The sequence below is a fragment of the Leifsonia sp. NPDC056665 genome (assembly GCF_042791795.1).
Taxonomy (GTDB): domain Bacteria; phylum Actinomycetota; class Actinomycetes; order Actinomycetales; family Microbacteriaceae; genus Leifsonia.
In genome coordinates this window covers 53,939-67,355 of record NZ_JBHTXK010000008.1, presented here as the reverse complement: position 1 = coordinate 67,355, position 13,417 = coordinate 53,939, and the positions used below count along the sequence as shown (strand labels likewise).

Sequence of the window (13,417 nt, the reverse complement as noted above, 5' to 3'; positions counted from 1 at the left end):
TTTCTCGCCGGCTGCACGCAGCCCCCGGCATCGCACACACCCGCACCCGCTGCGACGACAGACCGTCCGGTCGCCGCAGCGACACCGGCCCCGGTGCGAACGGGACCGGTCGCCTGCGCGGACCTCGCGCGACCCGAGTCCGTCGCCGCGCTCGTCGGCGGGGAGGGGACGCTCCAGCCCCTCGCCCATCTGCAACCGGGCTTCTCGCCCGCCGGCTCTCCGTTCGGGGTCGTCAACGCGAACGGCACCGTGTGCGGGTGGGGCGGTATGGGCGTCTTGACGATCGATCACCAGGGCGACCCTCAGGTCTTCCTCGAGATCGTTCCCGGTCTGGGCGCCGAGTGGGCGGCGCTCGCCTCGGCGAGCGCCCCGTCGGCCGGCAGCCATTACGACGGGGGCGTCTCCCTCGGCGGGTCGTGCCGCTCCGGCTACTGTTCGACGAACGTCCTCGTCCGCGGTGCGTGGCTCTCGGTGCGCGCCGTGGCCGTCGGTACTGCGTCATTCACCGAGCAGGCGTTCCACGATTTCGTGCAAGGGGTCGTGACCCGCTATCTCGCGGTCCCCGCCCCGACGCCGGTCGCGACGCACGCGCTGCGCGCCTGCACCGACCCTCGGCTCGCGCAGGCCCTGACCGGTACGTTCGGGAGCGCAGCGCCGATGGATGGCGGGCGGCCGGTGTTCGACCTCGACCTGGCGTTGAGCGGCGCCGGTCTGTCGACGTCGTGCAACTTCGACGACCCGCAGAACATCCGCAGGCTCAGTGGCACGGTCGCGGTGCTGGCCGATGTCGATCCTGCCGTGTTCGCGCAGTACCGCCAGGCCGTCGACCACCCCGGGGCGACGCCCATCGATGTGTCGGGGGTGCCGGGCACGGCGACGGGGCTCATCGAACCGACGGAGGACTCGACGCGGATCGTCGTTGACGTTCTGGACGGGCGGACGTGGCTGCAGGTCTCCACGTACCAGACGGACGACACGGCCGCGGTGAGGTTGTTCGCCGCGAAGCTGATCGCGAGCGGCTGGATCGGCTGAGCCGCCGCGAGGTCGGGCGGCGTCTGCCCGCCGGAAGCGTGAGCGCCCGACACGCAGTAACGGGCGTCTTCCGTTCGCGGGCGGCGCCCTCTTCGCTGTTATCGTCGTCACGATCGGGCGGAGGCGGAGCATGGCGGCGACACGGTGGTCCGGGACGGCGGCGGTCGCCGGCCTGGCTGCCGCACTGCTCTGCCTCTCGGGATGCCAGGCGCTCGGTCTGCCTGGCGCAGCGCCGACGACCCCGCACCCGAACTCCGCGCCCGCCGTTGACATCGCGCCGCCGCTCGACTGCTCGGCCTTCACCGCGACGCCCGCGGTGGAGGCCCTGCTCGGCGCCGCCGCTCCACTGGCGACGACCCCGGCGGACGCGCTCGCGACGCCGGCCGGGCGGGGGCCGTTCGGCGCCCAGGCGGCGGGTGGCGGCTGGTGCCGCTGGGGCGACGACCCTGCGGCCTCTTCCGCGGCCACCACCGCGCCGGTGCACCTGCTCTCCGTGCAGGTCCTGCCGCGCGCCACGGCGAGCTGGCAATGGCAGGCCGTGCAGTATGCCCAGACCGCGGCGACGGGCGCCCACTACGACGGCGGCGAGTCCCGCGGCGGCGACTGCGGCCGGGCGGCATCCGGGGCAGGGAGCAGCTGCCACACGAACGTGCTGGTCGGCGACTCCTGGCTGGCGGTCGACGCCGTGAGCAGCACCTCCGCCATCGACGAGAAGGCGTTCCACGTGCTCGTTCAATCGTTCGTCCCCACCGTGGCCGCGATCGATGCGCGCGACACGACGCCCGCCCCGGTGAAGCCGCTGTCCTGCGGCGACGCCGCCTGGCTGAAGGCCGTCGCCGGCGTCTACGGGCCGACCTCGGTGGCCGTCCTCGCTCCCGCCGCGACTTTCGGACTGCCGAACGCGCTCGTCGGGGATCCGCGGGTCGCGGTCTGCGCCTACCGCGCGGCCTCGGGGGACTCGTCGCTGATCGGCACCGTCTCCGTCCTCCGCGGCGCGGCCGCCGCGTACGCGACCTATCACGGCCTCGTCGTGGACCGTGACCCGGACGCCAGCGGCGGCACGATCCAGCTCGGCAGCACCGAGCTCGCCACACTGGTCCGCCACACCGACGCGTCAGGCTCGGCGCCCGCCGAGACGGTGATCGACGCCCTGGTCGGCGACGCCTGGATCCAGTTCGCCGCGGTGTCCGGCTCCGACGACCAGGCGGCCTCGGTCGTACAGTGGGTGGCCGGCCGGCTCTGACGCGGGCCGGCCTGAATTGGATGTTATATTCATGTGAAGGCGCTCAGGTTGAGGCCGGGTCCGGCTTGGGGGAACGCCTGTGGGCATCATTCAGCGCGTCGCGTGCATGTGCGCCGCGATCGTGACCGTCATGGCCGCGCTCTCGGGGTGCGCGGGGCAGGGCTCCCGCGGCGAGGTATCGCAGGATCGCCCGATCACGTCGCCGTCGCCCGCGCCCACGCCCGCCGGGTCGATGTCCCTCGACTGCGATCGGCTGTTCGCACCGGCGGAGCTCGCCGGCCTGCTCGGCCCGGTGCACACCGCGTCCGGCTCGACCTCGGAGCAGGGACTCGCCGCGCTGGCCGACGTCGACAGGGCCGCAGCCCGCGGGCCGTTGGCACTGATCGCCGTCGGCGGCGCAGAGTGCGTGTGGACGCACGGTGACAGCCGGCTCACCGTCCAGGTGCTCCCGCACGCAGCGGACTCGTGGGCGGGACTGGCCGACGCCTACGCGCACGCGGCGGCGCCGGGAGCCGCCTACGCCGGCGGTGAGTCCCGCGGCGGCGACTGCGTCGTCTTCGAGGGTGGCGGGATGTCCTGTCACACCAACGTCCTGGTCGGCGAGGCGTGGCTCGCCGTCGAGGTGTCCTCGGTGAGCGCACAGGGTGCGACCGAGGCGTCGTTCCACGATGCCGTGCAGCGGATGCTGCCGGCCGTGGCCGAGGCCGCGGCCTCCGCTCCCGCGGCGGCGACCGGGCCCGTGCCGGCCTGCGGCGCCGACGACCTGAGACGGCAGCAGGAGCAGGCTTTCGGCCGTCCCGCCATCACGAACATGGGGGTGGAGGAGACGTTCCGGATCGAGGCGGCCGTCCTCCAGGCCGGAGCGACCGGCCTCTGCGAATTCCAGCCGAGCGCCGACGGCTCGGGAGGCTGGTTCAGCGACGCGTCCGTGCTCCGGCGCGCGTCGAACGTCTTCGAGGCGCACACCGCAGCGGCCCGCGCGGTCGATCCCGCGGCGACCACTCGCACGATCACGGTCGGGGGCCGCTCCATCCCGGTGCTGCTGTGGCACCGCACCTTCGACATCACCCCTCTGACGACCGCCGACGCGCTCATCGACGGAGCGTGGCTCCAATACCGTACGGTCGATCCGAACGACGACGGCGCCGTGGCGATGATGGCCTGGCTGGCCGGGAGGATCTGACGGGAGCGCGGGCAGCGAGCGACCGGCTCGGTCGAGGCCGGTGCGCTGTCAGGCGCCCGGTCGCTGCGGCAGAGCGCCGGCCGGCGCCAGCGGCAGCGACACCCGGAACGTCGCCCCGCCGCCGTCGGTCTCCACGACCTCCACGGTGCCGTGGTGCGCGGCGATGATGGAGGACACGATCGCCAGCCCCAGGCCGCTGCCGCCGGTCTCGCGCGCACGGGAGGTGTCGGCGCGCCAGAAGCGCTGGAAGATCTTCTCGCGGATCTGCGGCGGGATGCCGTCGCCGTGGTCGCGCACCTCGATCAGCGCGCGGTCGGTGCGGTGGTCGACCTGCACCGCGATCTCGATCGGGCTGTCCTCCGGGGTGTAGCGCAGGGCGTTGCCCATCAGGTTGGTGACCACCTGGCGGAGCTTGTTCTCCTCGCCCATCACGATCGCGGGCTCGGCCGGGGGAGCTGCGAGGACGACGTGCTCGGCCGTGGTGACCGCGATCGGGCCTGTGGTGCCCCGGCGCCCGCGGCTGCTGCGGCGCAGCCGGGCCAGCGCCGAGCCGGCGAAGGCGATCGGGCCGGTGGCGCCTGCCGGGCGGGACAGGTCCTCCGGGAAGCTCATCGGCACCGTGTCGAGGCCAGGCTCGTCCGGGTCGGCCCTGTGCTCCGCGAGCACCGGGGAAGGCGTGAGCACGGTCACCCGTCGGCCCGGCGCGCCGGCCATGGCGTCCATCGCCGCGTCCTGGGCGATGCGCACCAGGTCGACCGGATGCAGGTCGAGCGGTTTGGTCTCGTCGAGGCGCGCCAGCTCCAGCAGGTCCTCGACCAGGAGGCCCATGCGAATGGCCTCCTTCTCGATGCGCTCCATCGCCTGGGCGACGTCCTCCGGCGTCTGCAACGCGCCCATCCGGTAGAGCTCGGCGTAGCCGCGCACCGAGACGAGCGGCGTCCTCAGCTCGTGGGAGGCGTCGCCCACGAAACGGCGCATCTGGTCGATCGTGCGCGCGCGGTCGTTGAATGCGCGGTCGATGCGGTTCAGCATCGTGTTGAGGGAGCGGCTCAGGCGGCCGACCTCGGTGTTCGGGGTCGCGCCGCCGAGGCGCTGGCTGAAGTCGCCGTCGGCGATCGCGGCGGCGGTCTGCTCGACCTCCCGCAGCGGCGAGAACGTCGTCGTCACCAGCATCCGGGTGAGTCCTGCTCCGACGATGATGACGATGACGCCGAAGCCGAGGAAGATCGCCAGGAAGCTCGCCATCACGGTGTCGATCTGGCTCGTCGTGGTGGCGACGATCGCCGTGGCGAGCTCACCGGTGGCGGCGAACGTCTGCGTCGTGACGAGTGCACGGTAGGCCGTGTGCCCGTCGTTGCTGTAGATGGTGACCCCGCCGGGGCCCATCGCCTTGGCGTCCGTCAGGCTGAGCTTCTCGGGGATGGCCGGCCGGTGGGCGAACGGGATATTGCTCCAGTTCGTCTTCACCAGGTTGCCGCTGGCGTCGTACAGCGCCGCGAAGTAGTCGGACGGGCTGGAGTCCGTCGCGATCTTGTCCTTGTCCGACGACGAGCCGAACAGATACGTGTTGACGTACGTCGCCCCCGACGCCGCCGAGAGCTGCGCGTCGAGCTGGTCGATCAGCACCGGCTTCAGCATCGACATCGTCCCGATGCCGGTCACCAGCAGCCCGAGCGTCAGCATGAGCACGGTCACCCCGGTGATCTTGGTCCGGAGGGAGATCGCGTTCCAGCGGTCGAGCAGGCGTGAGTGCATCAGGCCGCCAGTCTATGCAGACGGTGCTGAGCCGAGGATGTGAGCGCCGATCACGCCTTCGCGGCCTTGAGCATGTAACCGAAGCCGCGCTTGGTCTGGATGAGCGGCTCGCTGGAGTGCGCGTCCACCTTGCGGCGCAGGTAGGAGATGTAGGACTCCACGATGCCCGCGTCGCCGTTGAAGTCGTACTCCCAGACGTGGTCGAGGATCTGCGCCTTCGACAGCACGCGGTTGGGGTTGAGCATCAGGTAGCGCAGCAGCTTGAACTCTGTCGGGCTGAGCTCGATCGGGGTGTCGCCCACGTAGACCTCGTGGGTGTCCTGGTCCATCGTGAGCTCGCCTGCGCGGATGACGGCGTCCTCGTCGGCCTGCATCGTGCGGCGCAGGATGGCCTTGATGCGGGCGACGATCTCGTCGAGGCTGAACGGCTTGGTGACGTAGTCGTCGCCGCCGACCGTGAGGCCGGTGATCTTGTCCTCGGTGTCGTCCTTGGCGGTGAGGAACAGGATGGGCGCGGTGTAGCCGGCGCCGCGGAGCCGCTTGGTGACGCCGAACCCGTTCATGTCCGGGAGCATGACGTCGAGGATGATGAGGTCTGGCTCCTCTTCGAGGACCGCGGAGATCGCCTGGGCTCCGTTGCCGACCGCGCGCACGGCGAAGCCGGCGAAACGGAGGCTGGTGGTGAGGAGATCGCGGATGTTCGGCTCGTCGTCGACGATGAGAATGCGGGGTCCTGCGTTCATGCGAAACAGTATCTGCGCGTCTGCTGAATTCTGCCTGTGAGCAGACGGTGCGCGGTGAGTGTAAGGGGCTGGCGCAGGCAGTGTGAAGAGTGGATGCTGAGGAGACCAGCGAACGGAGCACTATGTCCAATCCCACCGTGGTCATCGTCGGAGCGGGTCTCGCCGGTGCGACGACCGCCGCCGAGCTGCGGTCCCGGGGCTTCGCGGGCCGCATCATGCTCCTCGGCGCGGAGGAGCACCATCCCTACATCCGCCCGCCGCTCTCCAAGGAGTACCTGAAGGGCGAATCCGCCCTGGACGACGCGTACGTGCAGCCCGCGGACTGGTACGCGGACAACGACGTGGAGTTCCTCCCCGGGTCGCAGGCCGGCTCGTTCGACCCCGCCGCGCACGAGTTGTTCCTCGCCGGCGGAGCCAGGATCACCTACGACAGCCTGGTGCTGGCGACCGGTTCGCACGCCCGCCCGCTCGGCGTCCCCGGCAGCGGCCACGGCGCCGTCTTCTCTCTGAGAACCATCGAGGATTCGCAATGGCTCCGGGCGGCCCTTGAGGTCGGTTCGCGGCGCGTCGTCGTCGTCGGCTCGGGCTGGATCGGCATGGAGGTCGCCGCCGCGGCACGCGGCTACGGCAACGACGTGACGGTGGTCGGGCGCGCGCACGTGCCGCTCGCTCCCGCGATCGGACCGGAGCTCGGCGGGGTGTTCGAACGGCTGCACCGCGACAACGGCGTGGTGTTCCGCAACGCGGCGCAGGTGTCGGCGGTGGAGGGCGGCGACGAGCAGGTCGTCGTGCTGGCGACGGGGGAGCGCATCCCGGCCGACGTGGTGGTCGCCGGCGTCGGGGCCGCTCCGAACACGCAGGTCGCCGAGCAGTCCGGCCTCGCGCTCGACAACGGAGTGCCCACCGACGAGGCGATGCGCACCGCGGTGGAGGACGTGTACGCCGTCGGGGACGTGGCGAACCCGCTGCTGCCGGCGATCGGGCAGCGCCTGCGCAACGAGCACTGGGCCAACGCCATCGCGGGCGGCACCGTCGCCGCGCGGGCGATCGCGGGGGAGGACGCGAGCTACGACGACATCCCGTACTTCTACTCCGACCAATACGATCTGGGCATGGAGTACTCCGGCTACGCACCCCTGGCCTCCGGTGCGCGCGTCGTCTTCCGCGGCGACGTGGCGGCGCGCGAGTTCATCGCGTTCTGGCTGCGCGACGACCGCGTGGTCGCCGGGATGAACGTGAACGTGTGGGACGTGCAGGAGCACATCCAGCGCCTGATCCGCGGCCGGGAGGCCGTCGACCCCGACCGGCTGACCGACGAGAGCGTGGATCTTGCAGAGCTCTGAGACCGGCGTCGCGATGTACCTGCCCCCGCTCCGCATCCCCGTGCGCACCATCGGCGCGCGCACCTTCGACTTCTCCCGCCGTGTCGCCGTGATGGCCGTGGTGAACCGAACGCCGGACTCCTTCTTCGACCAGGGCCGCACGTTCGCCCTCGACGCCGCGGTCGCCGCCTCTTTCGACGCCGTCGCGGCCGGAGCGGACTGGGTGGACATCGGCGGCGCCCCGTTCGCGCCCGGCGTGGCGATCCCGCCCGACGAGGAGGCCGACCGGGTGCTGCCCGTCGTCGCGGAGCTGCGCGCAGGGTCCGACGTCGTGATCTCGGTCGACACCTTCCATTCGGCCGTGGCGGCCAGGGCCATCGCGGCCGGCGCGACGGTCGTCAACGACACCACCGGGCTCAGCGACCCCGACCTCGCCCGCGTCGTCGCGGACAGCGCCGCGACCCTCGTGCTCACCCACAGCCTCGCCGCGCCGCGCACCTTCTACGCGCGGCCGGCGTACGGCGACATCGCGCGGGACATCGCGGACTTCCTCCTCGAGCGGGTCGAGCGCGCGGTCGCGGCCGGGGTGCCGGAGGAGCGCATCATCCTCGATCCGGGGCACGACCTCAACAAGAACACCCTGCAATCGCTGGAGCTCACCCGCCGGCTCTCCGAGATCGCGGACCTCGGCTATCCCACGCTCGCGGCGGTCTCGAACAAGGACTTCATCGGCGAGACCCTGGACGCGCCACGCTCGGAGCGCCGGGACGGCTCGATCGCCGCTGCGGTCGTCGCGATCGTCAACGGCGCGCGCATCATCCGGATGCACGACGTGGCGGGGTCGGTGGCCGCGGCGCGGATGACGGAGGCCATCCTGGGGCTGCGCGAGCCGGCCTACCTGAAGCACAACATGGGCGACGTGAATGAGTGAAGTCGCGATCGACCGGATCTCCCCGCTCCCCGCGGAGGAGGGGATCGGGGACGCGCGCATCGCCGAGCTGTACTCCGAGGGCGCAGGGAGCCCGTGGCTGCGCGTGAACTTCGTGTCCAGCATCGACGGCGCCGCCACCCGCCAGGGCCTCTCCGCCGGGCTCTCCGACGACGCCGACCACCGGGTGTTCGACATCCTGCGCCGGCTCTGCGACGTGGTGCTGATCGGGGCGGGCACCGTGCGCGCGGAGGGCTACGGCCCGATGCGCGTGGACGAGGCCTCCCAGCGGGCGCGCCGCGACGCCGGGATGACCGCGCACCCGGTCTTCGCGATCGTGTCGGCGAGCCTCGACCTCGACCCGGCGAGCCCGATCTTCCGGGACGCGCCCGAGCGCCCGATCGTCGTCACCACCGAGCTGTCCCGGCGCGACACCCGGGAGGCGCTCGCCGAGGTGGCCGACGTCGTGGTCTGCGGCGACGAGCGCGTCGAGCCCGCCCAGCTGGTGGCGGGGCTGGTCGAGCGCGGGCTGGGCCGCATCCACTGCGAGGGCGGACCGCACCTGTTCGGCGACCTCATCGCGGCCGGGGTCGTGGACGAGCTGTGCCTGACGGTCGCCGCGACGCTGGAGGCCGGGGTCGCCTCCCGCATCTCGGCCGGGGCCGCGCCCATCCTCCCGGCGGGGATGCGGCTCGCCCACGTGCTGCAGTCGGGCGACACGCTGCTGCTGCGGTACGTGAAGCGCGCGTGAACGATCGCGTACCGGTCGACGCGGCGCTGGTCCGGCGGCTGGTCGACGCCCAGTTCCCGGCCTACCGCTCGCTGCCGGTGCGGGACGTGGAGCTGAGCGGCTGGGACAACCGCACTTTCCGGCTCGGCGAGGAGCTCAGCGTGCGCCTCCCGAGCGCGCGCGGCTACGTCGAGCAGGTCGCGAAGGAGCACGAGTGGCTGCCGCGGCTCGCGCCGCAGCTCCCGCTCCCGATCCCGGAGCCGGTCGCGCAGGGGGAGCCCGGCGAGGGCTACCCGTTCGCGTGGTCGATCTACCGGTGGCTGCCGGGCAGCCCGCTCGGACTGGCGGACGACGTGGACACCGTGGTGCTGGCGGCCGAGCTCGGCGCCTTCCTGACAGCGCTCCGGCGCGTGGACGCGACGGGCGGCCCGGCGGCCGGGAGTCACAACTTCTACCGCGGCGCGCCGCCCGGGGTCTACCGGGAGGAAGCGCTCGCGGCGATGTCCGCCGGCGCGCCGACCATCGACCCGCGGCTGGCGCGACGGATCTGGGACGCCGCGGAGGCGTCGGAATGGGAGCAGCCGGGCGTGTGGCTGCACGGCGACGCGGCCCCCGGTAACCTCCTCGTCCGGAACGCACGGCTCTCCGCCGTCATCGACTTCGGCACCTCCGGGGTCGGCGACCCGGCCTGCGACCTCGTGCCCGCCTGGACGATGTTCGACGGCGACGCCCGGCGTGCCTTCCTCGACGCGATCGGCCTGGACGCGGCGACCGAGCAGCGGGCGCGCGCGTGGGCGCTCTGGAAAGCGCTGATCACCGTCCGCGACACCCCCGACGACGCCCCGTCTCGCCGCACCCTCGCCCGCCTCGCCGCCGACCCCGGCACCTGATCCTCCGTCGAGGGGCACGTAAACGCCCCTAAAACACGCTTTTAGGGGCGTTTACGTGCCCCTCGGCGTGCTTTTCTACGCCGCTGCGAGGGCGTGGGCGTCGAGGATCGTGTACGAGTACCCCTGCTCGGCCAGGAACCGCTGACGGTTCTGCGCGAAGTCCTGGTCCACGGTGTCGCGCGACACCAGCGTGTAGAAGTTCGCCGACAGCCCCGACTGCTTCGGGCGCAGCAGCCGGCCGAGGCGCTGCGCCTCCTCCTGCCGTGAGCCGTACGAGCCGGAGACCTGGATGGCGACCGTCGCCTCCGGGAGGTCGACCGAGAAGTTCGCGACCTTGCTGACCACCAGCACCGGTGTGATGCCCTCGCGGAACTCCTGGTACAGCCGCTCGCGCTCGTCCACCGGCGTCGCGCCCGTGAGCTGCGGCGCGCCGAGCGCCTCCGCGAGCTCGTCGATCTGGTCGAGGTACTGCCCGATGACGAGGATGCGCTCGCCCGCGTGCCTGTCCACGAGCTGCCGCACGACGTCCAGCTTCGCCGGGGCCGTCGCCGCGAGGCGGTAGCGTTCGTCGTCCGCCGCCGCGGCGTAGCTCAGCCGGTCGGAGGCCGGCAGGTCGATCCGCACCTCGAAGCAGGAGGCGGGGGAGATGAAGCCCTGCGACTCGATCTCCTTCCACGGCGCGTCGAAACGCTTCGGGCCGATCAGGCTGAACACGTCCCCCTCCCGGCCGTCCTCGCGCACCAGCGTCGCGGTCAGGCCCAGGCGGCGGCGCGCCTGCAGCTCGGCCGTCAGCTTGAACACGGGCGCGGGAAGCAGGTGCACCTCGTCGTACACGACCAGGCCCCAGTCCAGCGCGTCCAGCAGCGCCAGGTGCGCGTACTCGCCCTTCCGCTTGGCGGTGAGGATCTGGTAGGTCGCGATCGTGACCGGCCGGACCTCCTTGACCTGGCCCGAGTACTCGCCGATCTCCTCCGCGGTGAGGGAGGTGCGCTTGATCAGCTCGTCCCGCCATTGCCGCGCGGACACGGTGTTGGTCACCAGGATGAGCGTGGTGGTCTTGGCCGTGGCCATCGCGCCGGCCCCGACCAGGGTCTTGCCCGCGCCGCACGGGAGCACCACGACGCCCGAGCCGCCGTCGAAGAAGTTGCTGACCGCCTTGCGCTGGTAGTCGCGCAGCGCCCAATCGCGCTCGTCCAGCTCGATCGGGTGCGGGGTGCCCGGGGTGTACCCGGCCAGGTCCTCCGCCGGCCAGCCGAGCTTGACCAGCTCCTGCTTGAGCTGGCCGCGCGCCCAGGCCTCCACGGCGAACGTCGTCTCGTCGCGGCGCTCCAGCAGCAGCGGCGCGATCCGCTTGGCGGTCGCGACCTCCAGCAGCACCGGCCGGTCGGAGGAACGCAGCACCAGAGCGCCCTCGTCGTCGCGCTCGATGACCAGGCGGCCGTAGCGGGCGACGGTCTCCGAGACGTCCACCGTCACCGTCTGCGGGATCGGGAACTTGGAGTACTTCTCCAGCGTCCCGAGCATGTCCTCGGCCGTGTGCCCGGCCGCTCGGGCGTTCCACAGGCCGAGCCGCGTGATGCGGTAGGTGTGGATGTGCTCGGGCGCGCGCTCCAGCTCGGCGAAGACGGCGAGGTCGTGCCGGGCGTCCTCGGCCGCGGGATGCGCGACTTCGAGGAGGACGGTGCGGTCGCTCTGGACGATCAAGGGGCCATCGGACATGACCGCTCAGTCTACGCTGCGCAGCCCCTTGACGCTGGAGAGCGGCAGGGTCCGCTCGATGTCGGCGGCCCGGTCGCGCCCGCGCAGCCGCCCTCCACCGATTCCGGTCGGCTCCAGGAGGTAGTCGACCAGCCGGCCGTCCGGCATCGCGACCTGCACGACCACCGTCTGCCGCGCGCGGACCGCCTGGTCGAGCTGGCGGGCGAGCCACTGCTCTCCGGTGTCCTCCTCGGCGGGGTCCGCTGAGCGCAGCCGGGCGACGAGCTCGGCGGCGGTGTCGCGCGTCGCGGCGGCCGCTGTCCGCTCCGCGATCCTCCGGCGCTGCGGGGTCACGAGCGCGCCGGAGGCGTCCTCGGCGACCACCGGGTAGCGCGCGTCGCTGAGCGCCCAGTACACGACGTCGCGCGGGAAGCGGCTGACCAGCGTCCGCTCGTCGGCACGCAGCAGGCGCAGCGACGACAGCGACTGGTCGACCGCGATCGTGCCGAGCAGCGTGGCGTCGTCCGACCGCACCACCGCCTGGCCCTCCGCGCCTGGACCGGCATCGCGCACCCGCACCCGGCCGTGGCGCTCGACGGCGTCGGCGATCAGGTAGTCGAGCGGCTGCGGCACCCCGGTGAGCGAGACCGCCGCGAGGAAGTCGTGGATGCTCGCGGCCGTCTCGCCCGCGGTCACCGCCCGGTCGATGGAGGCCGCGGAGAACCGGAACGTGGAGGCCAGCGCCCGGCTCTCCAGGTCGGCCATCGTGCGCAACCGGGCCTCCACGTCGGGCGCGAGCGGGCCAGGCGAGATGACGCTCAGATCGTGCTGCAGGTACACCTGGGACACCTCGGCCGGGAAGTGCACGACCATTGCGACGGTGGCCGCCGCGGGCCCGGCCTCCAGGAGCAGGGCTCCCGCGTCGCCGGGGAACCTGCCGGCCGTGACGCCGAGCCACTCGGCCTCCCGGACGTACTGGTCGACGCGCTGCTCGGTCTCGTCGACCGCTGCCGGGTAGAGCCAGGCGAGGTGGGCGCGCAGCGACTCGCCCCACGGCGATCGGCTCCGCGCCGTGAGAAGCGCGCGGACGTCGCCGGGGAGGCCGGCGAGCCACGCTCCGGCGAGGTCGCGCCAGCGGTCCGCCGTCGTGGAGTGCTGCCAGGCGGCGACCGCGGCGGTCGGCAGCCAGAGCCCGTCCGCGACTGCGGCCAGCCCGGCGCGGGCGGCGACGGAGAGCGCGACGGGGACGACGGCGGCGTCGACGGCCAGCGCGTCCGCGAGGCGCTTGGCTGCAGGCAGCGCGAGACCGCCCTTCTGGAGCTCGCGCGCACCCTCCCGGCCCAGCTCGGTCAGCAACTCGGACACGCCGGCGACGGCCTCGAACGCGCGCTCGGCGGCGAGCCGTTCGGACGCGGCCAGCTCGGCGGGCGTGAGCGGTTCAGGGACGGCGGGAGGCGCGGTGTCGAGCAGCGCCGCCGGCCGGGGGAGGCCGAGCGCCGGCCAGGCGGCGAGCCGCGCGGTGACGGCGTCGTAGGCGGCGGCGCCGTCGTCCGCGGGATGCAGGAGGGCGAGGGCGGCGAGCGCGTCGACGGTGGCGCGGACGGCCTCCGTCGTCGTGCCGGCGGTCGCGGGATGCCCGCCGAGCCGGGTGGTGATCCCCTCGACGGTCTGGGCGCCGTCCGCCTCGCCGAGCACCGCGAGGGTGGCGAGCCGCAGCCGGTCGAGCGGGGCGAGCGCCCGCTGAACGGACTCCGGGTCCAGCAGCGCCTCGGCCAGGTCGAAGAAGTCGGAGATGCCCGCGCGGCGCACCGGACGGGCCCGGAGCAGGGCGGCGAGCTCGTCGTCCGGAAGCGCGCGGAGCCTCGCCGCCAGAGCGAGCGTCGTCGTCATCGC

General features: G+C 72.8%; 11 protein-coding genes. 7 read left to right on the top strand and 4 right to left on the bottom strand.

Features of this window, described 5'->3' with window-relative positions; all coding sequences use genetic code 11:
* Positions 1-93: 93 nt before the first annotated feature.
* The 3 genes from ACFQ9V_RS10045 (at position 94) to ACFQ9V_RS10035 (ending at position 3,458) form a co-directional block, all read left to right on the top strand.
* On the top strand, positions 94-1,032 hold the full coding sequence (locus tag ACFQ9V_RS10045) for a hypothetical protein (RefSeq protein WP_382459021.1): 939 nt from the start codon (positions 94-96) through the stop codon (positions 1,030-1,032).
* Between the two features lie 130 nt (positions 1,033-1,162).
* Entirely contained in the window at positions 1,163-2,275 is a 1,113-nt protein-coding gene (locus ACFQ9V_RS10040) for a hypothetical protein (protein ID WP_382459020.1), read from the top strand.
* Positions 2,276-2,354: 79 nt separating this feature from the next.
* Complete coding sequence (locus tag ACFQ9V_RS10035) at positions 2,355-3,458, top strand: hypothetical protein (RefSeq protein WP_382459019.1); 1,104 nt, start codon at positions 2,355-2,357, stop codon at positions 3,456-3,458.
* Between the two features lie 48 nt (positions 3,459-3,506).
* On the opposite strand, the gene ACFQ9V_RS10030 is transcribed toward ACFQ9V_RS10035, so the two are convergent.
* Complete coding sequence (locus tag ACFQ9V_RS10030; RefSeq protein ID WP_382459018.1) at positions 3,507-5,213, bottom strand: ATP-binding protein; 1,707 nt, start codon at positions 5,211-5,213, stop codon at positions 3,507-3,509.
* Positions 5,214-5,263: 50 nt separating this feature from the next.
* Positions 5,264-5,956, bottom strand: coding sequence for a response regulator transcription factor (locus ACFQ9V_RS10025; protein ID WP_179605211.1), 693 nt, complete (start codon positions 5,954-5,956; stop codon positions 5,264-5,266).
* Positions 5,957-6,078: 122 nt separating this feature from the next.
* Here ACFQ9V_RS10025 and ACFQ9V_RS10020 point away from each other — a divergent pair, with 122 nt between their 5' ends.
* Genes ACFQ9V_RS10020 through ACFQ9V_RS10005 form a run of 4 tightly spaced genes read left to right on the top strand, consistent with a single transcriptional unit; the run spans position 6,079 to position 9,826 of the window.
* The gene (locus tag ACFQ9V_RS10020; protein WP_382459017.1) at positions 6,079-7,299 is read left to right on the top strand and encodes an NAD(P)/FAD-dependent oxidoreductase; all 1,221 of its coding nucleotides are present in this window, start codon (positions 6,079-6,081) and stop codon (positions 7,297-7,299) included.
* 13 nt (positions 7,300-7,312) lie between these two features.
* A complete protein-coding gene (gene folP / locus ACFQ9V_RS10015) occupies positions 7,313-8,209 on the top strand; it encodes a dihydropteroate synthase (protein WP_382459099.1) in 897 nt (298 codons plus the stop codon).
* The gene (locus ACFQ9V_RS10010) at positions 8,202-8,957 is read left to right on the top strand and encodes a pyrimidine reductase family protein (RefSeq protein ID WP_382459016.1); all 756 of its coding nucleotides are present in this window, start codon (positions 8,202-8,204) and stop codon (positions 8,955-8,957) included. The genes folP and ACFQ9V_RS10010 overlap by 8 nt, the downstream gene beginning before the upstream one ends.
* The gene (locus ACFQ9V_RS10005; protein WP_382459015.1) at positions 8,954-9,826 is read left to right on the top strand and encodes an aminoglycoside phosphotransferase family protein; all 873 of its coding nucleotides are present in this window, start codon (positions 8,954-8,956) and stop codon (positions 9,824-9,826) included. The genes ACFQ9V_RS10010 and ACFQ9V_RS10005 overlap by 4 nt, the downstream gene beginning before the upstream one ends.
* Before the next feature lie 75 nt (positions 9,827-9,901).
* On the opposite strand, the gene ACFQ9V_RS10000 is transcribed toward ACFQ9V_RS10005, so the two are convergent.
* Together ACFQ9V_RS10000 and ACFQ9V_RS09995 are read right to left on the bottom strand one after the other, a co-directional pair.
* A complete protein-coding gene (locus ACFQ9V_RS10000; RefSeq protein ID WP_382459014.1) occupies positions 9,902-11,545 on the bottom strand; it encodes a DNA repair helicase XPB in 1,644 nt (547 codons plus the stop codon).
* A gap of 6 nt (positions 11,546-11,551) precedes the next feature.
* Positions 11,552-13,414: a helicase-associated domain-containing protein gene (locus ACFQ9V_RS09995; protein WP_382459013.1), complete on the bottom strand. Its 1,863-nt coding sequence runs from the start codon at positions 13,412-13,414 to the stop codon at positions 11,552-11,554.
* Between the last annotated feature and the right edge of the window lie 3 nt (positions 13,415-13,417).